The 22,301-nt window shown below is 61.8% G+C and carries 18 protein-coding genes; 8 read left to right on the top strand and 10 right to left on the bottom strand.

Translation table 11 applies throughout. The features are described 5' to 3' along the window. Nucleotides 1-4: 4 nt before the first annotated feature. The 4 genes from envZ to cbpA form a co-directional block, all read right to left on the bottom strand. Nucleotides 5-1,375: a two-component system sensor histidine kinase EnvZ gene (envZ, locus tag AWX27_RS19425; RefSeq protein WP_038881686.1), complete on the bottom strand. Its 1,371-nt coding sequence runs from the start codon at nt 1,373-1,375 to the stop codon at nt 5-7. Next, a complete protein-coding gene (gene ompR / locus AWX27_RS19420) occupies nt 1,372-2,091 on the bottom strand; it encodes an osmolarity response regulator transcription factor OmpR (RefSeq protein WP_004709363.1) in 720 nt (239 codons plus the stop codon). The genes envZ and ompR overlap by 4 nt, the downstream gene beginning before the upstream one ends. A gap of 257 nt (nt 2,092-2,348) precedes the next feature. Then, nucleotides 2,349-2,654, bottom strand: coding sequence for a chaperone modulator CbpM (locus AWX27_RS19415; RefSeq protein WP_049202813.1), 306 nt, complete (start codon nt 2,652-2,654; stop codon nt 2,349-2,351). A 5-nt stretch (nt 2,655-2,659) separates the two neighbouring features. Further along, nucleotides 2,660-3,622, bottom strand: a complete 963-nt coding sequence (cbpA, locus tag AWX27_RS19410) for a curved DNA-binding protein (RefSeq protein ID WP_060424513.1) — start codon at nt 3,620-3,622, stop codon at nt 2,660-2,662. A 230-nt stretch (nt 3,623-3,852) separates the two neighbouring features. On the opposite strand from cbpA, the gene greB reads away from it, so the two are divergent. The 5 genes from greB to AWX27_RS19385 all read left to right on the top strand — a co-directional run bounded on the left by greB (nt 3,853) and on the right by AWX27_RS19385 (nt 10,275). Beyond that, nucleotides 3,853-4,326, top strand: a complete 474-nt coding sequence (gene greB / locus AWX27_RS19405; RefSeq protein ID WP_038878177.1) for a transcription elongation factor GreB — start codon at nt 3,853-3,855, stop codon at nt 4,324-4,326. Between the two features lie 157 nt (nt 4,327-4,483). After that, nucleotides 4,484-6,817 carry a Tex family protein gene (locus AWX27_RS19400; protein ID WP_060424511.1) on the top strand — a complete coding sequence of 778 codons (2,334 nt, stop codon included), beginning with the start codon at nt 4,484-4,486 and terminating at the stop codon, nt 6,815-6,817. A 606-nt stretch (nt 6,818-7,423) separates the two neighbouring features. Then, entirely contained in the window at nt 7,424-7,648 is a 225-nt protein-coding gene (gene feoA, locus AWX27_RS19395) for a ferrous iron transporter A (protein ID WP_038878234.1), read from the top strand. A 72-nt stretch (nt 7,649-7,720) separates the two neighbouring features. Next, nucleotides 7,721-10,036, top strand: coding sequence for a Fe(2+) transporter permease subunit FeoB (gene feoB, locus AWX27_RS19390; RefSeq protein WP_060424509.1), 2,316 nt, complete (start codon nt 7,721-7,723; stop codon nt 10,034-10,036). Continuing rightward, complete coding sequence (locus AWX27_RS19385) at nt 10,036-10,275, top strand: FeoC-like transcriptional regulator (protein WP_048232091.1); 240 nt, start codon at nt 10,036-10,038, stop codon at nt 10,273-10,275. The genes feoB and AWX27_RS19385 overlap by 1 nt, the downstream gene beginning before the upstream one ends. 41 nt (nt 10,276-10,316) lie before the next feature. Here the strand turns inward: AWX27_RS19385 and AWX27_RS19380 are convergent, their stop codons facing one another. Further along, entirely contained in the window at nt 10,317-10,601 is a 285-nt protein-coding gene (locus AWX27_RS19380; protein WP_049202818.1) for a YdgH/BhsA/McbA-like domain containing protein, read from the bottom strand. Between the two features lie 270 nt (nt 10,602-10,871). Beyond that, on the bottom strand, nt 10,872-11,642 hold the full coding sequence (gene bioH / locus AWX27_RS19375; RefSeq protein WP_060424507.1) for a pimeloyl-ACP methyl ester esterase BioH: 771 nt from the start codon (nt 11,640-11,642) through the stop codon (nt 10,872-10,874). A 40-nt stretch (nt 11,643-11,682) separates the two neighbouring features. On the opposite strand from bioH, the gene gntX reads away from it, so the two are divergent. Both gntX and nfuA read left to right on the top strand, forming a co-directional pair. Further along, nucleotides 11,683-12,366: a DNA utilization protein GntX gene (gene gntX / locus AWX27_RS19370; protein ID WP_060424505.1), complete on the top strand. Its 684-nt coding sequence runs from the start codon at nt 11,683-11,685 to the stop codon at nt 12,364-12,366. Nucleotides 12,367-12,424: 58 nt separating this feature from the next. Next, a complete protein-coding gene (nfuA, locus tag AWX27_RS19365) occupies nt 12,425-13,000 on the top strand; it encodes a Fe-S biogenesis protein NfuA (protein ID WP_033631902.1) in 576 nt (191 codons plus the stop codon). Nucleotides 13,001-13,069: 69 nt separating this feature from the next. On the opposite strand, the gene malQ is transcribed toward nfuA, so the two are convergent. Then, nucleotides 13,070-15,160, bottom strand: a complete 2,091-nt coding sequence (malQ, locus tag AWX27_RS19360; protein WP_060424503.1) for a 4-alpha-glucanotransferase — start codon at nt 15,158-15,160, stop codon at nt 13,070-13,072. A gap of 9 nt (nt 15,161-15,169) precedes the next feature. Next, nucleotides 15,170-17,575, bottom strand: coding sequence for a maltodextrin phosphorylase (malP, locus tag AWX27_RS19355; protein WP_055311831.1), 2,406 nt, complete (start codon nt 17,573-17,575; stop codon nt 15,170-15,172). Nucleotides 17,576-18,035: 460 nt separating this feature from the next. Here malP and malT point away from each other — a divergent pair, with 460 nt between their 5' ends. Continuing rightward, nucleotides 18,036-20,750 (top strand): HTH-type transcriptional regulator MalT, encoded by a 2,715-nt coding sequence (gene malT, locus AWX27_RS19350; protein WP_060424501.1) that lies wholly within the window; start codon nt 18,036-18,038, stop codon nt 20,748-20,750. 3 nt (nt 20,751-20,753) lie between these two features. Here malT and AWX27_RS19345 read toward each other — a convergent pair whose 3' ends face one another. Together AWX27_RS19345 and AWX27_RS19340 are read right to left on the bottom strand one after the other, a co-directional pair. Further along, on the bottom strand, nt 20,754-21,440 hold the full coding sequence (locus tag AWX27_RS19345; protein WP_060424600.1) for an L-ribulose-5-phosphate 4-epimerase: 687 nt from the start codon (nt 21,438-21,440) through the stop codon (nt 20,754-20,756). A gap of 4 nt (nt 21,441-21,444) precedes the next feature. Further along, a complete protein-coding gene (locus AWX27_RS19340) occupies nt 21,445-22,299 on the bottom strand; it encodes an L-ribulose-5-phosphate 3-epimerase (protein WP_060424499.1) in 855 nt (284 codons plus the stop codon). Nucleotides 22,300-22,301 lie beyond the last annotated feature (2 nt).

Below are 22,301 nucleotides of genomic sequence, written 5' to 3'. Positions count from 1 at the left end.
AGCGTCAGGCGTTTTCCCTGGCGGTTTGATGGCCGTTGGCCGACTCTTTTTTCTCCATCGGCAACGGAATATACGCGCGGATCAATAGCCCGCCGCGTTCGCTGGTGCCGATATCCAGTTCGCCGTCGTGCGCGTCGATAATGCGCTGCACGATCGCCAGCCCCAGACCGGTGCCGCTGGTGCTGCGCGCGCTGTCACCGCGTACGAACGGCTGCAACAGATGCTTCAATTCTTCCGGTTTGATGCCCGGGCCGTCATCCTCCACCTGGAACCAGCCGCGCTGCAGCTCACGGCCGCTGCTGACCTTGATCCAGCCGTTGCCGTAACGTGCCGCGTTCACCACCATGTTCACCGCCGCCCGCTTAATCGACAGCGGATGCACGTTCATCATCAGCTCGCCCGGCGACAGCGCGGTTTCAATCACCCGCTCATAGCCGCTCTCCGCCGCGACCACCTCGCCCAAAATGGCGTTCAGATCGCTGCTTTCGGTCGGCATCTCCTGCCCGGTGCGCAGGTAATCGATGAACTGCTCGATGATGGCGTTGCACTCTTCGATGTCTTTATTGATCGACTCGGCCAGATAGCCGTCTTCGGCGCTCATCATCTCCGTCGCCAGCCGGATGCGCGTCAACGGCGTGCGCAGGTCATGGCTGACCCCGGCCATCAGCAAGGTGCGGTCGTCCGCCAGCTGCTTGACGCCCGACGCCATCTGATTGAATGCGCGAGTCACCGACCGCACTTCGGAAGCGCCATACTCGCGCAGCGGCGGCGGAATGATGCCCTTGCCCACCTGCAGCGCCGCATGTTCCAGCTCCACCAGCGGGCGGTTTTGAATGCGGATAAATAGCCAGGCGCCGCCGATCGCCAGTAGCATGATCGCCAGCGTATAGCGGAACAGCGGAGAGAAGTCGCCCTGGTGGATTTCCGTCAGCGGCACGCGTACCCAGATATCGGGCTGCAGCCAGGTTTTCAGCCACACCACCGGGGAGTTCTTGTTCACCTCCACCCGCACATCGGTCGGCCCGCCGAGCTGCTGCGCCATCTGCTGGCTGAGGAACTGGTAGTGCTGCGCCCAGCGCAGGCCGCTCTCCTCCGCCGCCGAGTTGGTGTAGAGAGAGATGCCCAGTTCGCGGTAGATCTCACGGCGGAACGCCGGCGGCACTTCCAGCAGCGTGCCGTCCTCCAGCTGCAGCCGATCGGTCATCAGCATACGCACTTCGTACGCCAATACCTTGTTGAACTGCTGCAGGCTGGGCAGGATGGCAAAGTTCAGCACCACCAGATAGGTCGTCACCAGGCTGACGAACAGCAAGGTGACGATCAACAACAGGGTTCGGGCAAACGAGCTACGCGGTGAAAAGCGCAATCGCCTCATGCCTTGCTGCCGTCCGGGACGAACACGTAGCCGAGACCCCAAACGGTCTGGATATAACGCGGATGCGCCGGATCTTCTTCCACCATGCGGCGCAGGCGCGAGATCTGCACGTCGATGGAGCGCTCCATGGCGCTGTATTCGCGGCCACGCGCCAGGTTCATCAGCTTATCGCGCGACAGCGGTTCACGCGGGTGGCTGACCAGCGCCTTCAGGACCGCGAACTCGCCGCTGGTCAACGGCATCGGTTCATCTTCGCGGAACATCTCGCGGGTGCCGAGGTTCAGTTTGAATTTGCCGAACGCGATCACCGCTTCTTCCTGCGAAGGCGCGCCCGGCAGTTCGTTAGCCTGGCGGCGCAGCACCGCGCGGATGCGAGCCAACAGCTCACGCGGGTTGAACGGCTTAGGAATGTAGTCGTCGGCGCCGATTTCCAGCCCCACGATGCGATCGACCTCTTCGCCTTTGGCGGTGACCATAATGATCGGCATAGGGTTGCTCTGGCTGCGCAGGCGGCGGCAGATGGACAGCCCATCTTCGCCCGGCAACATCAGATCGAGCACCATCAGATGGAAGGATTCACGTGTCAGCAAGCGATCCATTTGCTCAGCGTTGGCAACGCTGCGAACCTGGAAGCCCTGCTCGGTTAAATAACGTTCTAAAAGCGCGCGCAGGCGCATGTCATCATCGACAACCAGGATCTTATGATTCTCTTGCATGGTATTACTCCCAAAGGCTTTATTGCCTGACTCGAATATTGTTAGAAAACCTTGCCATTTGAGACAGCGTTTAATGGTATGTATTCTAGACGAAATTGTTACAAAGCTTATTCTTTTCCCCATTTATCAACAATTTTCATCGAATGTCGACGGGGGTTCGTCAAAATTTCGCCCTTTATCGGCGCAATGTGGGGCAGTGGCCCAATTTTACGCAATTTCGCCACCGGCGAACCGCACGGTGGCGTTTTGACGACGAGTCAGGAAGTCTGCAGGAAACGCGCCAGCTGCCGGCGCAGCTGCCGGTTCTCTTGCTGCAGTGCATCAACCCGGTCGAGCAGCGTCAGCGCCATGGCGATCCCCGGCCAATCCAGATCCAGTTCGGCCCGCAGCCTGCGCGCACGCTGCAGATGGCTCAGCGCCGGGTAATCGAACTCCCAGCTCGGCTGCGCCGGCTCCAGCGGCACGATCACGCCCAGGCCGACGATCTCGACCAGCTCATCCTCTGAAATCTCCACCCTCTGACACAGTTCCACCACGGTGAATGTGATCTCTTTTTTCATCATGTGCTTTACTCCCATTCCGCGCGCGGGTTGAACGCCGCCTGTTCAGCCAGTTCTCGCCACAGGGCGCTGGCCTTCTCGTTCGGCTTCGGCGGCATCACCACCTTGAGAATGACATACAGATCGCCGGGCTCTTTCTTGCCCGCCAGCCCCTTGCCCTTGACCCGCAGCCGTTTGCCGCTCTGGCTGCCGGCCGGCACGGTCAGCGCGATTTTGCCGGTCAGCGTCGGCACCTCGATGCTGGCCCCCAGCGCCGCTTCCCACGGGGCGAGCGGCGCCACGATGCTCAGGTTGTGGCCGTCAATCTCGAACAGCGGATGCGGCGCGAGGCGGATGACCAGATACAGGTCGCCGTTCTGGCCGCCGCCCACGCCGGCAACGCCCTGCCCCTTGAGGCGAATGCGCTCGCCGTCGCCCACGCCGGCCGGGATTTTCACGTTCAGCGTTTTGCTGGCTTCGCTCACCTGCCGCCCCAGCTCGTCGTACACCGGCAGCTTGTAGGCGATCTCGCGGCTTTGGCCATGCAGCGTTTCCTCGAGGAACAGCGGCACCTCCATCTCGAGATCCTGGCCGCGGAAGCCATGCCCACCGTGCGAGTGCGAAGCGGAGCGGTGCCCGCCTGCCGCACGCCCGCCGAACATGCTTTCGAAGAAATCGGAGAAGTCTTGTGCGTCGGCACCGCCGCCATGCCATGAAGCGCTCTGCTGATAGCCACCGTGCTCGCCGCGCGCCTGGCGGCCAAAGTTCGGATCGTTGCGGTGCAGCCGGATCTGATCGTACTCAGCGCGGCGCTCTTCGTCCTTCAGCACCTCATAGGCTTCGGCCAGCTCCTTGAATTTGCTCTCGGCGTCTTCTTCGGTGCTCACGTCAGGGTGATATTTACGCGCCAGCCGGCGGTAGGCCGTTTTGATGGTTTTCAGATCGGCGTTGGGCTCAACGCCCATCGTTGCGTAGTAATCTTTAAATTCCATGCGGTAATACCTTCAATGTGTTGGGTTGTGCGCCAAAATTCCTTGTCTCTCTCGCCAGATATCCTCCTTTCGTCACATTCCTTTTCCGCTATCGCTAAGCATACTCCCGATTGTTAAAAGCTGCGCAAACTGAATAAAAACCGTGCGACAACGCGCAGGCCCCCACGCCATTTCTAAAGCCCTGCGCATTCACGTACACTGTGGCGGTGGCCCCATAAAGATAAATCACGATGAGAACTCAACTGATAACCCGTGAAGGGTATGACAAGCTCAAACAAGAGCTGGATTACCTCTGGCGCGAAGAACGCCCCGAGGTGACCAAGAAAGTGACCTGGGCCGCCAGCCTGGGCGACAGAAGCGAAAACGCCGACTACCAGTACAACAAGAAGCGGCTGCGCGAAATTGACCGCCGCGTCCGCTATCTGACCAAATGCCTGGAGCAGCTGAAGATCGTCGATTACTCCCCGCAGCAGGAAGGCAAAGTGTTCTTCGGCGCCTGGGTGGAAGTAGAGAACGAAGACGGCGAGACCAAACGCTTTCGCATCGTCGGTTACGACGAGATCTTCGGCCGCAAGGATTACATCTCCATCGACGCGCCGATGGCGCGCGCCCTGCTGAAAAAAGAGGTCGGGGACGTCGCCACCGTCAATACGCCGCTGGGCGAGGCGCAGTGGTACGTGAACGAGATAGACTACCCGAAGTAAGCTTTCAGCTTTTTCCGAACCGCCGCCAACGCCGCCGCCTGAGCTGTTCTCCACGCCGCGGCCGCGCGGCGGCGGCCCGCTCCGCTGGCATTTTCCGCGATCAATCCGTATAACTGTCCCCTGTTTATTCACCGTTCTCAATACAGATACCAGACCTATGAATGACCCACTGAGCCGCATTATTGCAACAGAACTGCAGGCCCGGCCGGAGCAAGTCGACTCCGCCATCCGTCTGCTGGATGAAGGTAATACCGTGCCCTTTATTGCACGCTATCGTAAGGAAGTCACCGGGGGCCTGGACGACACCCAACTGCGCCAGCTGGAAACCCGCCTGGGTTATCTGCGTGAACTGGAAGATCGTCGCCAGACCATCCTGAAGTCGATCGATGAACAGGGCAAACTGACCGAACAACTGGCGGGGGCGATCAACGCCACGCTGAGCAAGACCGAACTCGAAGACCTCTACCTGCCGTACAAACCGAAGCGCCGCACCCGCGGCCAGATCGCCATCGAGGCCGGTCTGGAACCGCTGGCGGACGCGCTGTGGCAGGATCCGCAACAGCAGCCGGAACAGCTGGCTGAACGCTACGTCGATGCCGACAAGGGCGTGGCGGACGTCAAAGCCGCCCTCGACGGCGCGCGCTATATCCTGATGGAGCGCTTCGCCGAAGACGCCACGCTGCTGGCCAAGGTGCGCGACTACCTGTGGAAAAACGCCCATCTGGTGTCCAAAGTGGTCGAGGGCAAGGAAGAAGAAGGCGCCAAATTCCGCGACTATTTCGATCATCACGAACCGATTTCCCAGGTGCCTTCGCACCGCGCGCTGGCGATGTTCCGCGGCCGCAACGAAGGCGTGCTGCAGCTGGCGTTGAACGCCGATCCGCAGTTTGAGGAAGCGCCGCGCGAAAGCCAGGCGGAGCTGATCATCATCAATCACCTCAACCTGCGCCTGAACAACGCCCCGGCCGACGCCTGGCGCAAGGCAGTGGTCAACTGGACCTGGCGCATCAAGGTGCTGCTACACCTGGAAACCGAGCTGATGGGCACGGTGCGTGAGCGCGCGGAAGACGAAGCGATCAACGTGTTCGCCCGCAACATGCACGATCTGCTGATGGCCGCGCCGGCCGGCATGCGCGCCACCATGGGCCTCGATCCGGGCCTGCGCACCGGGGTGAAAGTCGCCGTGGTCGACGCGACCGGCAAGCTGGTCGCCACCGACACCGTCTACCCACACACCGGGCAAGCGGCCAAAGCCGCCGCCATCGTCGCGGCACTGTGTATCAAACATAACGTGGAGCTGGTGGCCATCGGCAACGGCACCGCCTCGCGTGAAACCGAGCGCTTTTATCTCGACCTGCAAAAGCAGTTCGCCGAGGTCCGAGCGCAGAAAGTGATCGTCAGCGAAGCGGGCGCATCGGTGTATTCCGCGTCCGAACTGGCGGCGCTGGAATTCCCGGATCTCGATGTGTCGCTGCGCGGCGCGGTATCCATTGCCCGTCGCCTGCAGGATCCGCTGGCGGAGCTGGTGAAGATCGACCCGAAATCCATCGGCGTCGGCCAGTATCAGCACGACGTCAGCCAGAGCCAGCTGGCGAAGAAGCTGGACTCGGTGGTGGAAGACTGCGTGAACGCCGTCGGCGTCGATCTGAACACCGCGTCGGTGCCGTTGCTGACCCGCGTGGCCGGCCTGACGCGCATGATGGCGCAAAATATCGTCAACTGGCGCGACGAGAACGGCCGCTTCAGCAACCGTGAACAGCTGCTGAAGGTCAGCCGCCTGGGGCCAAAGGCCTTCGAACAGTGCGCCGGCTTCCTGCGCATCAACCACGGCGACAACCCGCTGGACGCTTCCACCGTTCACCCGGAAGCCTACCCGGTGGTGCAGCGCATTCTGGTCGCCACCGAGCAGGCGCTGCAGGACCTGATGGGCAACGCTTCGGCGGTGCGCAGCCTGAAAGCGGTCGATTTCACCGACGACAAGTTCGGCGTACCGACGGTCACCGATATCCTGAAAGAGCTGGAGAAACCGGGCCGCGATCCGCGCCCGGAGTTCAAAACCGCGACCTTTGCCGAAGGGGTGGAAACCCTCAACGATCTGCAGGTGGGCATGATCCTGGAAGGGTCGGTCACCAACGTCACCAACTTCGGGGCCTTCGTGGATATCGGCGTGCATCAGGACGGCCTGGTGCACATCTCCTCGCTGGCGGACAAGTTCGTTGAAGATCCGCACACCGTAGTAAAGGCCGGCGACATCGTCAAAGTGAAGGTGATGGAAGTCGATCTGCAGCGTAAACGCATCGCGCTGAGCATGCGCCTGGATGAACAGCCGGGCGAAGGTTCACCGCGCCGCGGCGGCAACGCGCCAGCGCAGACACGCGACAACGCCAGCCGTTCGGCGGGTGCCAACAAGGCCAAACCGCGCAACGCGGCGCCGGCCGGCAACAGCGCCATGGGCGACGCGCTGGCGGCGGCATTCGGCAAGAAACGCTAAGTCGGAACCGACAGGGCGGAGCCTGCTCCGCCCTTTCTGATGAATAAAACCTGCGGCATTTTTTGACCCGTCTCAATAAACCGTCATCTTTTTATGTCCCGTTCCTGCGTGACCGTCCTCCCATTATTCAGGCAATAAAAATCCTCTCCGCAGCCATTTATTAACAACTTCGTTAACACGCCTGTTTCATCTCGCGAATTGTGAACGAAACACAAATGGTTACCGCTCGCATTACGCCGGAATAATGTTATTGAATTGCCTTTCGACGGAAATAAATAAAGGGAAAAAGCCCTCGAAGTTTGCAAACGAGAAAACTCGGCTACAAATACGTAACTGATTTAACTCGCCATTCTCATTTGTTCCCGCTCGCCAGCGGTGGTAAAACGTCATTAATAAAGGCAACGCCATCAAAAACTGTCGTCGCCATAATAATTGGTTACAATACCCTTACTTTTTGTATTGAACGCGATAATGATAATTACTATTATTTGCGCTCACTTTATTGCATGACCTTATGGATGAATACCGCCGACGGCGTGGCATTTTCGCCGGCAACGTCCAATTATCATCAGCCCGATGTTCATCGGCACCCGGAAGGTTAATCACATGCAGCTTCAACCTAAACGCACGTATAAGATTGTCGGCTTTTCCGGTGAAATTGCGCCGGCCTACCGCCAGAAACTGTTATCGCTCGGCATGCTGCCCGGCTCTTCGTTCGACGTGGTGCGCGTCGCGCCGCTGGGCGATCCGATAGAAATTAAAACTCGCCGCGTCAGCCTGGTGCTGCGCAGGAAGGATCTGGCGCTGCTGCAGCTCGACGGCCAGTCCTGAGCCGGCACGCCCTCCGTTTGCCGACGCGCCCTTGCGCCGGCGCTGTTCTCCTTGAAGACGACACGCTGAACTATGAAAAAACTCACCATCGGCTTAATCGGTAACCCGAACTCCGGCAAAACCACGCTGTTCAACCAGCTGACCGGCGCACGCCAACGGGTCGGCAACTGGGCGGGCGTGACGGTCGAACGCAAAGAAGGCCATTTCACGACCCCGCAGTCCGACGTGCGGCTGGTCGATTTGCCGGGCACCTATTCCCTGACCACCATTTCAGAGCAAACCTCGCTCGATGAGCAGATCGCCTGCCACTACATTTTGAGCGGCGACGCCGATCTGCTGATCAACGTGGTCGACGCCTCCAACCTGGAGCGCAACCTCTATCTGACGCTGCAGCTGCTGGAGCTGGGCATTCCCTGCATCGTGGCGCTGAACATGCTCGACATCGCCACAAGCCAGCATATCGATATCGACGTCGCCGCGCTGTCGGCGCGCCTCGGCTGCCCGGTGGTGCCGATGGTCTCCACCCGCGCCGACGGCATCGGCGTGCTGAAACAGATGATCGACAATCACCACATCAACGAACAGCAGGCGCTGGTGAACTATCCGCCGCGGTTGCTGAAAGAGGTCGCCACGCTGAGCGACGCCATGCCGCAAACGCTGCCGGCAGTACAGCGCCGCTGGCTGGCGCTGCAGATGCTGGAAGGCGACATCTACAGCCACCGGCTGGCCGGCCCCGCCGTCGCACTGCTGCCTGCGGCCACCCAGGCGTTGCAACAGCAGCAGCAAGAAGACCCGGCGCTGGTGATCGCCGACGCGCGCTATCAGTCTATCGCCGCCCTGTGCGACGCGGTCAGCAACTCGCAGCAGGCGATGCCCAACCGCCTGACCGAGATGCTGGATAAAGTGATCCTCAACCGCTGGCTGGGTGTGCCGATCTTCCTGCTGGTGATGTACCTGATGTTCCTGCTGGCGATCAACATCGGCGGCGCGCTGCAGCCGATCTTCGATATCGGTTCGGCGGCGATCTTCATTCAGGGCATTCAGTGGCTCGGCTACACCCTGCACTTCCCCGACTGGCTGACCGTTTTCCTGGCGCAGGGCATCGGCGGTGGTATCAACACCGTGCTGCCGCTGGTGCCGCAGATCGGCATGATGTACCTGTTCCTGTCCTTCCTGGAGGATTCCGGCTACATGGCGCGCGCGGCGTTCGTGATGGACCGCCTGATGCAGGCGCTCGGGCTGCCGGGCAAATCCTTCGTGCCGCTGATCGTCGGCTTCGGCTGCAACGTGCCGTCCATCATGGGTGCCCGGACGCTGGACGCCCAGCGTGAGCGCCTGATCACCATCATGATGGCGCCGTTCATGTCGTGCGGTGCCCGTCTGGCGATCTTTGCGGTGTTCGCCGCCGCTTTCTTCGGCCAGGACGGCGCCGGGGTGGTGTTCTCGCTGTACATGCTCGGCATTGCGGTGGCGATCCTCACCGGTCTGGTGCTCAAATACACCATCATGCGTGGCGAGGCCTCGCCGTTCGTGATGGAGCTGCCGGTCTACCACGTGCCGCACCTGAAAAGCCTGCTGCTGCAAACCTGGCAGCGGCTGAAAGGCTTCGTGCTGCGCGCCGGTAAGGTGATCGTGGTGGCCAGCATGTTCATCGGCGGCCTGAACAGCTTCTCGTTCAGCGGCAAGACGGTCGACAATATCAACGACTCCGCGCTGGCCTCGGTCTCCAAGGTGTTGACGCCGCTGCTGCAGCCGATGGGCGTCCACAGCGATAACTGGCAGGCCACCGTCGGCCTGGTGACCGGCGCGATGGCGAAAGAAGTGGTGGTCGGCACGCTGAACACGTTGTACACCGCCGAGCACATCAACAAAGAGGCGTTCGACGCCGCCAACTTCAACCTGCTCGATGAGCTGGGCGGCGCGCTGAACGAAACCTGGGACGGCCTGAAAAACACCTTCAGCCTGAGCGTGCTCTCCAACCCAATCGAAGCCAGCAAGGGCGACGGCGAGATGGGCGTCGGCTCGATGGGCGTAATGAGCAGCAAATTCGGCTCCGGCATCTCCGCCTACAGCTACCTGATCTTCGTGCTGCTGTATGTGCCTTGCGTCTCGGTGATGGGCGCCATCGCCCGTGAATCGAGCCGCGGCTGGATGACCTTCTCTATTCTGTGGGGGCTGAACGTGGCCTACTCGCTGGCGACGCTGTTCTACCAGGTGGCCACCTTCAACCAACACCCGCAGTACAGCCTGACGGCGATCCTGGTGGTGCTGGCGGTGAACCTGCTGGTGCTGTTCGGCCTGCGCCGGGCGCGCAGCCGCGTTACGGTGCGCCTGGGCAACGCTACGCCGGCGGCCTGTTGCCAGGGCGCCAAGGGGAGCTGTCACTGATGGCCGGGCTGCTGCAGGTGCGCGATGCGCTGGCGCTGCTTGGCAGCGCTCAGGCGCAGCAGCTCAGCCAATCGCTGGCGACGCCGCTGCCGTTGGTGCAGGCGATGCTGGACCGTTTGGCGGCGATGGGAAAAGTAGAACGTATCGAACAGGATGACGGCGCCTGTCTGAGCGGCAGTTGCAAAGGCTGCCCGCAGGGCCAGGGGTGCAGCACGGTTTTCTACCGGCTGAAGGCCTGACGATCAGGGGCGCCGCAGCGGCGCCCCTTGCCGTTGAAGGCTTATTGCTTGTCTTTGTAAACTTCAGCGATGGCGCTGAATTTACCGTGCTCGCGGCCTGCCAGGATCACGTAGTATTGACCGCCCTTCTCGTCCGCCAGTTTGGACAGCTCATCCTTGGCATCCATCGGCGAGGTGGTCTGCGCCGTGGTGGTCACGGTGCCGATCTTCTCGTATTTACCCGGGTTCTTATCCAGATCTTCCTTGGTCAGCAGGGTTGCCGCCATGGAGCCGAAAGACACCGAACCCAGCACTGCCGCTGCAATAATCATCTTCAATGATTTCATGACACTAACCTCTCAATGGATAATTTATCTGTTATGAAAGCCGTCAAGAATCCATGCGTAGTACAGCAGGCTGCCGCGACATCCTCAGGCCTCGTTGCTTTCCCTGACGGGGCCTGTTTCCCAGAGACGAAACGCCAAAATGAAAAGCGCCGCACGCGGTCTTTTCATTTTGCAGCCAACGCATTGACTCACTAAGTATCGAACAGCTTTGTCTTTTATCCACCCGGCGGCGTTTTTTTTCGCGCCCTATCGTGCGTTTTCCCGCCGCATTCAATGTGCTGCAATAAACGCTTCGATCATCGTCACAAATTCGTCGGGATGAGAGATAAACGGCGCATGGGCGGCTTTGACCACGACCTGCGACGTAGAATTCGGCCAGGCCGCGTCGAGCAGCTCGGCGACCTTGCGCGGCACCAGCCCGTCCAGATAGCCGTAAATCCGCAGCAACGGCAGCTCCAGCGCGGCCAACGGCGCACGCAGATCGGCGGTGCGCAGGATCTCCAGCCCGCCGTTCAACACCTCGACGCTCGGCGTCGGCTGGTTGAGCACCACCGCTTTCAGCTGGCGCGCATCCTGACGCGCGCTCTCGGTGCCCAGCGTCTGCAACGCCAGAAAACGCTCGACGGTGCGCTGGAAATCCAGGCTCAGCTGGTGCTGAAAACCGCTCAGCACGTCCGGGCGGATCCCCGGCCACTCATCGCGGGCGGCAAAGCAAGGCGAAGAGGCCACGGTGATCAAGCCCTTGAGCCGCTCAGGTTGCATCAACGCCGCCTGGCTGGCCACCAGCCCGCCGAGCGACCAGCCCAGCCACCAGGCCTGCGACGGGGCGGCCGCCAGCACGATTTCCGTCATCTGCTCCAGCGACAGGGCGCCGAACCCCTGGCTGCGGCCGTACCCCGGCAGATCGACCAGGTGCAGGCGAAAATGCGGCGCCAGTCGCGCCTGAATGCAACTCCACACTTCGGCGTTCAATCCCCAGCCGTGCAGCAGCACAAGATCGCGTTCGCCTTCACCTATTGTTTGCCAGTACAGCGCTGTCATTGGTTATTGTCCTTTCATGCTTACCCGTCTCGGAGGCTCTATGCTATCAATCCGCAGCCGCTGTTGGCTATGCCGACAGCCGTTGAGCCTGATGCGTCATGGCATCTGCAACTGCTGCCTGCGCCATCTGCCGGCCAGCCCCCCGTGTTGCCCGCGCTGCGGGTTGCCCGCCGGGAGAACGCAAACGCCCTGCGGCCGCTGCCTGCAACGGCCGCCGCCCTGGCAACGGCTGGTGTTCGTCGGCGACTACATTGCGCCCCTCAGCCAACTGGTAAAGAGGTTCAAGTTTCACCGCGCGTCCGAGCTGGCCCCGGCGTTGGCGCGCCTGATGCTGTTGCGCTGGCAGCAGGCGCGCAGAGAGCAGTATCTGAACAGACCCGACCTGATTTTAGCGGTACCCTTGCATGCATCACGCTGCTGGCGCCGCGGCTATAACCAGAGCGATCTGCTGGCCCGGCCGCTGGCGCGCTGGCTGGGCTGCCCCTATCGGCCCGCCGCCTTGCGCCGGGTACGCAAGACCGCCCTGCAACAGCGGCTGAGCGCCGGAGCACGCAGGCGCAATCTGCAGCGCGCGTTCGTCTGCACCGTCTCGGTCGCCGGCCGGCATATCGCCCTGGTGGATGACGTGGTGACCACCGGTAGCACCGTCGCGGAGATCGCGGCGCTGCTGCGGCGGCAAGGCGCCGCCTCGGTGCAGATCTGGTGCGTTTGCCGCACGTTGTAGTGCCACGGCAATGGGCGTATTATAACCGACTATAGAAGTCAACTATTGAGCTAATGCTATGATCCGTATAACAGATGCTGCACAGGAACACTTTGCCAAACTGCTGGCAAATCAAGAAGAAGGCACCCAAATCCGCGTATTCGTGATCAACCCGGGCACGCCGACGGCCGAATGCGGTGTCTCTTATTGCCCGCCGGACGCGGTAGAAGCGACGGATACCGAACTGAAGTTCGACAAACTGTCCGCCTATGTCGATGAGCTGAGCGCGCCGTATCTGGAAGACGCCGAAATCGACTTCGTGACCGACCAGCTGGGTTCTCAGCTGACGCTGAAGGCGCCGAACGCCAAAATGCGCAAGGTCGATGACAACGCGCCGCTGATGGAGCGCGTGGAATACGTGCTGCAGTCGCAGATCAACCCACAGCTGGCGGGCCACGGCGGCCGCGTGACGCTGATGGAGATCACCGACGACAACATGGCGATCCTGCAGTTCGGCGGCGGTTGCAACGGCTGTTCGATGGTCGACGTCACGCTGAAAGAAGGCATCGAGAAAGAGCTGCTGCAGAAGTTCCCGGAGCTGAAAGGCGTGCGTGATCTGACCGAACACCAGCGCGGCGAGCACTCTTACTACTGATACCCGGCGCTCACGCCACGGTAGATAACGCAATGCCGGAAGGGGGAACCCGTTCCGGCATTGTCGTTTTTAGCCCACCGACACCTTGCGCCGCCGTTTGTCCAAATCCTTCAGCAGCCGGTTTATCCGCGGATCGGCGAACATCTCCTCCAGCGTTTGGGTCAGCTTGCGCCGCCAGTTAGGGTACTGGTCACTGGTGCCGGGAATATTAACCGGATCGGCCATGTCCAGCCAGTCTTCCGGCTGCAGGCCGAGCAGGGCGCTGGCGCTGTCGGCGACATAACGCTGCAGGCCGCGGTTAAGCAGCGGGCTCATGCCGAGCAGCGCCGCCCTCTTGCCCACCTTCTGCGGCACGCAGCCATAGCGATGCAACCCGTCCAGCAGCCCTTGCTTGGCGCGTTCCCGATCGGCGAACAGCTCCCGCAGGATCTCCGCGTCCGGATAGAGCCCCAGTCGGTTGCCCAGCGTCAGGTCACCGCTTTGCCAATAGCCGCGCAACGTCGGCAGATCGTGGGTAGTGATGGTCGCCATCGCCTGCACCGGATAGGCCTGCGGCGCGCGGAAATGGTGTTCACCGTCGCTTTCGAAATACAGCACCTTGTAGGAATAGACGCCGCTGTCGCGCAGCTTGCCGACGATCTCTACCGGCACGGTGCCGAGATCCTCGCCGATCACCATGCAGCGGTGGCGCTGGCTTTCCAGCGCCAGCACCGCCAGCAGATCGTCCACCGGGTATTTGACGTAGGCGCCGCGATCGGCGGTTTCGCCATAAGGGATCCACCACAGCCGCAGCAGCGCCATGACGTGATCGATACGCAGCGCGCCGCAGCTGGTCATGTTGGCGCGCAAAAGATCGATGAACGGCTGATAACCGCGCGCCGCCATCACGTGCGGATCCATCGGCGGCAGGCCCCAGTTTTGCCCCAGCGGCCCCAGGATGTCCGGCGGTGCGCCGACCGACGCTTTCAGGCAGTACAGCTCGCGGTCGCACCAGGTTTCCGCCCCGCCTTCCGCCACCCCGACCGCCAGATCGCGATACAGACCAATCGGCATCTGCTGCTGCCGGCTCTGCTCAAAACACTGCGCAAACTGCGTGGCCGCCAGCCATTGCAGCCACAGGTAAAAGCGGACCGCGTCCTGATGTTCGTCGCAGAACTGCCGCACCGCTTCGCTCTGCCCCCGCCGATAGCCCTCGGGCCAGGCCGGCCATCCCCACTGGCTGGCGTCTTTGGCCGCCAGGTGGGCATGCAGCGCGTCGAACGCCGCCTGCTGATACAGGCTGTCGCCGCCCTCAGTCACGAACCGTTCGAACGCCTGACGCTGCGCGTCGTTCGGCTTGCGCGCCTGAAACAGCGGGAACGTCAGCTTCAGCGCCGCCAGCTTCAGCTGCATCACGGCGGTGTAATCCACCCACTCCGCGGCGCGCGCCTTGGCCAGCTGCTTCTGCGTCGCCGGCTTCTGCCACCAGCGCTGCGCCGCGTCGCTGCGCTGGAAATCCTCCACCGCGTTGACGTCGATATACGCCAGATTCAGCCAGCGGCGCGACGAGGGGCTGTAAGGGCTGGCGCTCTCCGGGTTGGCCGGATACAGCGCATGGATCGGATTGAGACCGACGAAGGCACCGCCGCGCTCCCCCACCTGCTCCACCATCAGACGCAGATCGCCGAAATCGCCGATGCCCCAGTTGCGATCGGAACGCAGCGTATACAGCTGAACGCAGGCGCCCCACAGTTTCTTGCCGGTCAGCAAGGCGTCCGGCTCGAAGCAGCGCCTCGGCGCGACGATCACTCGGCATGGCCACTGCCGTGCGCCCTGGCTCAGCGTCAATTGGTGATACCCCGCCGGCAGGTCGCCGGGCAGCGTCAGGGTCTTGCGCGCGCCGACGCGCCCCTGCAGGCATTCGCCGTCTTCACGCTGCAGCACCCACAGGTAGTCGCCTTCGCCCGCCGGGGTCAGCGCCAGCGGCGCGCCCTGATAGAACACCTTGACCGCCGGCAACGGCGATGCCGCCCCTTCCTGCGCAGCATCGGCCCGGTTCATGGCCGCCAGCAGCTTGCGCTTGGTCTCCGGCTCAATCGCCTGCCGCTTGCCGTGGGCATTGATGAAATCGGCAGCGATCCCCGCCTGCGCTGCCGCCTGATCGATACGCTTACGATCCATTCGCTCTCCTTAACGTTTGGCTTGCCAGATGCGCTGCTGGTAATCGCGAATCGAGCGATCCGAGCTGAACATGCCGACGCGCGCAGTGTTAAGGATAGTCCGCCGCGTCCATTCGTCCCGGTCGCGGTACAGTTCGTCGACCCGGCGCTGCGCCTGGCAGTACGAGGCGAAGTCCGCCAGCACCAGATAGGGATCGCCGCCTTCCAGCAGGCTGTGCAGCATCATGTCGAACGCGTGCTTGTCGCCGTGGCTGAATGCGCCGCTCGCCAGCTCGTCCAAAATCGCCTTCAGGTGCTTGTCTTTTTTGCGGTAGCTGAGCGGATCATAGCCCTTCGCCAGTATCGCCTTCACCTGCTCCACGGTATTGCCGAAGATAAAGATATTGTCTTCGCCCACCTGCTCGGCGATTTCGACGTTGGCGCCGTCCAGCGTGCCGACCGTCAGCGCGCCGTTCAGCGCCAGCTTCATGTTGCCGGTGCCGGAGGCCTCTTTACCGGCGGTGGAGATCTGCTCGGAGATATCCGCCGCCGGGATCATCAGTTCGGCCACCGACACGCGGTAGTCGGGAATGAACGCCACTTTCAGGCGATCTTTCACCAACGGATCGTTATTGATCTTCTCGGCCGCCTGGTTGATCGCGTAAATGATGTTTTTCGCCAGGTAGTAGCCCGGCGCCGCCTTGGCGCCGAACAGGAAGACGCGCGGTACGATGTCCAGATTCGGGTTGTCGCGCAGCTGGCGATACAGCGACAGGATGTGCAGCAGGTTCAGGTGCTGGCGTTTATACTCGTGCAGACGCTTGATCTGCACGTCGAAAATCGCGTCCGGATCGAGCGTCAACCCCATCACGCCGTGCACGTAATGGGCCAGCGCCACCTTGTTGTCGCGTTTGATCTGCTGATAACGCTGGCGGAACGCTGCGTCGTCGGCGAATTTTTCCAGCCCGCGCAACGCGTCGAGATCGTTCGCCCATTCCACCTTCAGCGTCTCGTCGATCAGGCCCGACAGCGCCGGGTTGCACTGTTTCAGCCAGCGACGCGGCGTGATGCCGTTGGTGACGTTATGGAATTTGTTCGGCCACAGCTGGTGATATTCCGGGAACAGATCCTTCACCACCAGATCCGAGTGCAGCTGCGCCACGCCGTTGACCGCAAAGCCGCTGACCACGCACAGGTTGGCCATGCGCACCTGCTTGTTGTGATGCACCGCCAGTTTGGCCCACACCGCCTCGTCGCCCGGCCAATGCTTATCCACCTGCTTTTTGAACCTGGCGTTGATCTGTTTGATGATGGAGAAATGGCGCGGCAGCAGGCTGCGCACCAGTTTTTCATCCCAGCACTCCAGCGCTTCCGGCATCAGGGTGTGGTTGGTATAGGCGAAGGTGTTGCTGGTGATCGCCCAGGCCGCCTCCCACTCCAGCTGGTGTTCGTCCAGCAGAATGCGCAGCATTTCCGGAATGGCGATGGTCGGGTGGGTGTCGTTCAGCTGGATCACTTCGTACTTCGGCAGCTCTTCAATCTTGCGGCCGGCCTGATGGTGCTTGCGCAAAATGTCCGCCACCGAGCAGGCGCACTGGAAATACTGCTGCATCAGGCGCAGGCGCTTGCCGGCCTGATGGTTGTCGTTCGGGTAGAGCACCTTGGTCAGCTTGTCGGCTTCTACGCCCTGCTTCTCCGCCTGCAGGAATTTGCCGTCGTTGAAATCGCTCAGGTTGAACGGATGCTGATGGGTCGCCTGCCACAGGCGCAGCGGCTGCGCCACGCCGTTGCGATACCCCAGCACCGGCAGATCCCAGGCTTCGCCGCGCAGGGTGAAGGCCGGGCGCCACAGTTCGCGGCCGTCGGCCTGCTTTTCCAACTTGCCGCCGATGCCTACATCCACCGCCAGCGCGGCGTTGTGGCGGAACCACGGGTAGCTCTCGCGCTGCCAGTTATCCGGCGCCTCTTGCTGCTGCCCGCCCTGGAACGACTGGCGGAACAGCCCGTACTGGTAGTTCAGCCCATAGCCGGTGGCCGGTTGCTCCACCGTCGCCATCGAGTCGAGGAAACAGGCCGCCAGGCGCCCCAGCCCGCCGTTGCCCAGCGCCGGATCGGTTTCCTGCTCCAGCAAATCCGCCAGCTTGACGTTCTGCTCCGCCAGCGCCTGCTCGACGGTATCGTACCAGCCCAGGTTGATCAGGTTGTTCGCCGTCAGCCGGCCGATCAGAAACTCCATCGAGATGTAGTTCACGTGGCGCAGCGGTTTGGCGCTTTTGCGCGGCGCCGGCTGCGCGGCCAACTGCTCGGCCAGCGCCGCACTGACGGCTTCCCACCATTGATGCTGCGTCATCTGCTGTGCGGAACTGAGGCCGAACCGTTGCCACTGGCGGGCAAGCGCCGCCAGAAAAGCATCCTTCTTGAGCGTAGGCTGTGACATAAGGAAAACTCTCTATCCAGTAAGTGGGTCAAATTGCCGCTATCGTGCCGGTGAGAAAGCCTGACGGCATCATCCCGCCTGGGGATTAGCTGGGGAGGAGGATTGGGGCGTAGCTGGAATTGTGATCTCAGGCACTTTTTGACTCCCTTGCAACGATGCAAAAAAGCCCGCCAACGCGTGCGGCGAGCACTGAGAACGTTAACCATGACGTTAGCACAAGTATTCGCACTGCTGAAGTTTTGTCCATGGCCGGAAATGCGATCTGCAACCGCATCGCCGCGCGCCGGCGCCAAACGTAAAAAAGTGTGATCGATAGCAACTTAACTCCAAGCCGATGCGGAAGCTTGTTGCAATACGTTTAGGGTTGGCAGAAGTTAGGGGGAGCTATTAATTACGAACCATAAAATAATTAGCGCCACTCCAATCCCGGCGGGAACCGCGATTTATACCCTGGAATACTATGCTGATCCCATCAAAACTGAGCCGCCCGGTACGGCTGCAAAATACCGTGATCCGCGATCGCCTGCTGGCCAAACTGGCCAGCGCGGGCAACTATCGCCTGACACTGGTCAATTGCCCGGCGGGATACGGGAAAACCACGCTGATCGCCCAATGGGCGGCCGGCAAGGCCGATCTGGGCTGGTATTCCCTGGATGAGAGCGACAACCAGCCGGAGCGCTTCGCCAGCTACCTGATCGCCGCGCTGCAGCAGGCCAGCGGCGGCCGCTGCGTCAAGAGCGAGGCGCTGAGCCAGAAGCATCAGTACGCCAGCCTGTCGGCGCTGTTCGCCCAGCTGTTTATCGAGCTGGCCGACTGGCACCAGCCGCTGTACCTGGTGATCGACGACTACCACCTGATCACCAACGACGCCATCCACGAAGCCATGCGCTTTTTCCTGCGCCATCAGCCGGAAAACCTGACGCTGATCCTGCTCTCGCGCACCCTGCCGCCGCTCGGCATCGCCAATCTGCGGGTGCGCGATCAGCTGCTGGAAATGGGTACGCAGCAGCTGGCGTTTACCCATCAGGAAGCCAAACAGTTCTTCGACTGCCGCCTGGCGGCGCCGATGGAGCAGCAGGACAGCAGCCGCCTGTGCGACGAAGTCGAAGGCTGGGCCACCGCGCTGCAGCTGATCGCGTTGTCGGCCCGCCAGTCCGCCTCGTCGGCCCAGCTGTCGGCCAAGCGCCTGGCGGGGCTGAACGCCAGTCACCTGTCCGACTACCTGGTGGACGAAGTGCTGGATCACGTCGATGCCGATGCGCGCGCCTTCCTGCTGCGCTGTTCGGTGCTGCGCTCGATGAACGACGCGCTGATCGTGCGGCTGACCGGCGAAGACAACGGCCAGCAGCGGCTGGAGGAGCTGGAGCGCCAGGGGCTGTTTATCCACCGCATGGACGACACCGGCGAATGGTTCAACTTCCACCCGCTGTTCGCCTCTTTCCTGCGCCAGCGTTGCCAGTGGGAACTGGCACTGGAGCTGCCGGGGTTGCACCGCGCCGCCGCCGAAGGCTGGCTGGCGCTGGGATATCCGGCAGAGGCCATTCACCATGCGCTGGCGGCCAGCGACGTCAGCATGCTGCGCGATATCCTGCTGCAACACGCCTGGTCGCTGTTCCACCACAGCGAACTGGCCTTGCTGGAAGAGTGCCTCAACGCGCTGCCCTATGAGCGCCTGATCCAGAATCCCAAGCTGGCGCTGCTGCAGGCCTGGCTGGCGCAGAGCCAGCACCGCTACGGCGAGGTCAACACTCTGCTGGAGCGCGCCGAGCGCACCATGCGCGAACAGAAAATCGAGATAGACCAAACGCTGCACGCCGAGTTCGACGCCTTGCGCGCCCAGGTGGCGATCAACGCCGGCAAACCGGAAGAGGCCGAACGGCTGGCGACCGAAGCGTTGAAATTCCTGCCGCTGTCCAGCTATTACAGCCGCATCGTCGCCACCTCGGTGACCGGCGAAGTGCACCACTGCAAGGGCGAGCTGGCGCGCGCGCTGCCGATGATGCAGCAAACCGAGCAGATGGCGCGTCGCCATCAGGCCAACCATTACGCGCTCTGGGCACTGCTGCAGCAGAGCGAAATCCTCATCGCCCAGGGCTTTCTGCAGGCCGCTTACGAAACCCAGGACAAGGCGTTCGAACTGATCCGCGAGCAGCACCTGGAACAGCTGCCGATGCACGAGTTCCTGCTGCGCATTCGCGCGCAGATCCTGTGGTCGTGGTCGCGGCTGGACGAGGCGGAAGACGCGGCGCGCACCGGGCTGAAAATCCTGGCGAACTACCAGCCGCAGCAACAGCTGCAGTGCATCGCCATGCTGGCCAAATGCTCGCTGGCGCGCGGCGATCTGGACAATGCCAATACTCACCTGCAGCGCTGCGAAACCCTGCTGCACGGCGCCCACTACCATCGCGACTGGCTGACCAACACCGACAAGTCGCGGGTGATCCACTGGCAGATGACCGGCGACACCGCCGCCGCCGCCCAGTGGCTACGCCACACCGAAAAGCCCGGCATGGCGGACAACCACTTCACGCAGGGCCAGTGGCGCAACATTGCGCGGGTGCAGATTCTGCTCGGCCAGTATGACGAGGCCGGCGTGGTGCTGGATGAACTGAACGAGAACGCCCGCCGGCTGCGGCTGGTGAGCGATCTCAACCGCAACCTGCTGCTCAGCAACCAGCTGTACTGGCTGCAAGAGCGCAAGGGCGAAGCGCAGCAGGCGTTGATCGAAGCGCTGTCGCTGGCCAACCGCACCGGCTTTATCAGCCATTTCGTCATCGAGGGCGAAGCGATGGCGCAGCAGCTGCGCCAGCTGATCCAGCTCAACACGCTGCCGGAGCTGGAACAGCATCGCGCCCAGCGCATCCTGCGCGACATCAACCAGCATCATCGGCACAAGTTCGCGCATTTTGACGAGAACTTCGTCGATAAGCTGCTGACCCACCCGCAGGTGCCGGAGCTGATCCGCACCAGCCCGCTCACCCAGCGCGAATGGCAGGTGCTGGGGCTGATCTATTCCGGCTACAGCAACGACCAGATCGCCGGCGAGCTGGACGTGGCGGCCACCACCATCAAGACGCACATCCGCAACCTGTACCAGAAGCTCGGCGTGGCTCATCGCCAGGAGGCGGTGCAGCAGGCGCAGCAGCTGCTGAAGATGATGGGGTACGGCGCCTGAGAGTCAGCGCTGGCCGTAATAGGCGCCAGCGCCATGTTTGCGGCTGAAATGCTTTTCCAGCAGATAGTCATCGATCCGCCGTAGGCCGGGGTTAATATCCCGGCTGATCCACGCCATTTTCGCCACCTCCTCCAACACCACGGCGTTATGCACCGCCTCATCCGGCGTCCTTCCCCAACTGAACGGGCCATGCTGATACGCCAGGATACCGGGAACGTGCAACGGTTCACGCCCTTTCAGGGTTTCGATAATCACCCGACCGGTGTTCAGCTCATATTCCCGCGCCACCTCTTCCGCCGTCAGCCCGCGGGTACAAGGAATATCGCCGGAAAAATAGTCGGCGTGAGTGGTGCCGAGCACCGGTATCGCTTCCCCTGCCTGCGCCCAGGCGGTGGCATGGGTGGAGTGCGTATGCACCACACCGCCGAGTTGAGGGAATGCCCGGTACAGCGCCAAATGCGTCGGCGTATCGGACGAAGGCCGCAGTTGCCCCTCAACAACCTCACCTCGCACATTCACCACCACCATATCCTCAGCCCGCATCGTTTCATAAGGTACGCCGCTGGGTTTGATCACCACCAGCCCACTGGCCCGATCGATACCGCTGACATTGCCCCAGGTATAGGTCACCAGCCCGTGCTCAGGCAACGCCATATTGGCTCGGTACACCTGACTTTTCAGTTGCTCCAGCATGCTACCTCCTTATTTCCAACCCGGCCTCGACCATGCGTTCAACCAACCAGGCACGCGCCTCCCGCACCGCCCGCAGCGGATCGTTCGCTTTCTCGCTCCACATCTCGAGCAGATAGGGACCACGATAGCCGCTCGCAAGCAACGTTTCGAAACAGCGTACGAAATCCACTACGCCCTCGCCGAACGGTACATTCTTAAACTCCCCCGGCCGCGTATCCTTAACGTGTACCGCCACAATATGTCCGCGCCCGGCCATGAGCTCCATCGGCACATCGTTGTCCCAGGCAGACAAGTTGCCGATATCCGGGTACAGCTGAAACCACGGGTTATTCAGGTAGTGGGCATAGCCCAGCGCCTTGCTGATCGAGTTCATCAGCGGATAGTCCATGATTTCCATCGCCAGCATGACCTGTGCACGGCTGGCCATCTCTACCGCCTGCACCAATCCGGCGCGGAACCGGGCGCGGGTCTGCGCAGTAGACTGCTGGTAATAAACGTCATACCCGGCCAGTTGGATCACCCGGATGCCGGTATCCTGCGCCAGCCGAATAGCTTTTCGCACGATATCCAGTCCTCGGTCGCGCGTCGTGTCGTCTTCACTGCCCAACGGAAAATGCCGGTGGGCGCTGAGGCATAAAGAAGGCACGCGCACACCGCTCGCCGCAACGGCGCTAACCAACGCGAGCCGCTGTTCAACGCTCCAGTCCAGCCGCGCCAGGCGGCCGTCGCTTTCATCGATCGACATTTCAACGAAATCGAATCCCAACTCACCCGCCAGTTGCAGGCGCGTCAGCCAGTCCTCGCCCGGCGGCAACGCTTTCTCATAGATGCCCAACGGCACGGATTTGTGCAACATAA

The organism is Serratia sp. 2880STDY5682894, from assembly GCF_001537385.1.
Taxonomy (GTDB): Bacteria; Pseudomonadota; Gammaproteobacteria; order Enterobacterales; family Enterobacteriaceae; genus Serratia; species Serratia nevei.
The sequence above is the reverse complement of the archived record's forward strand: the minus strand, read 5'-3'. Positions and strand labels throughout refer to the sequence as shown.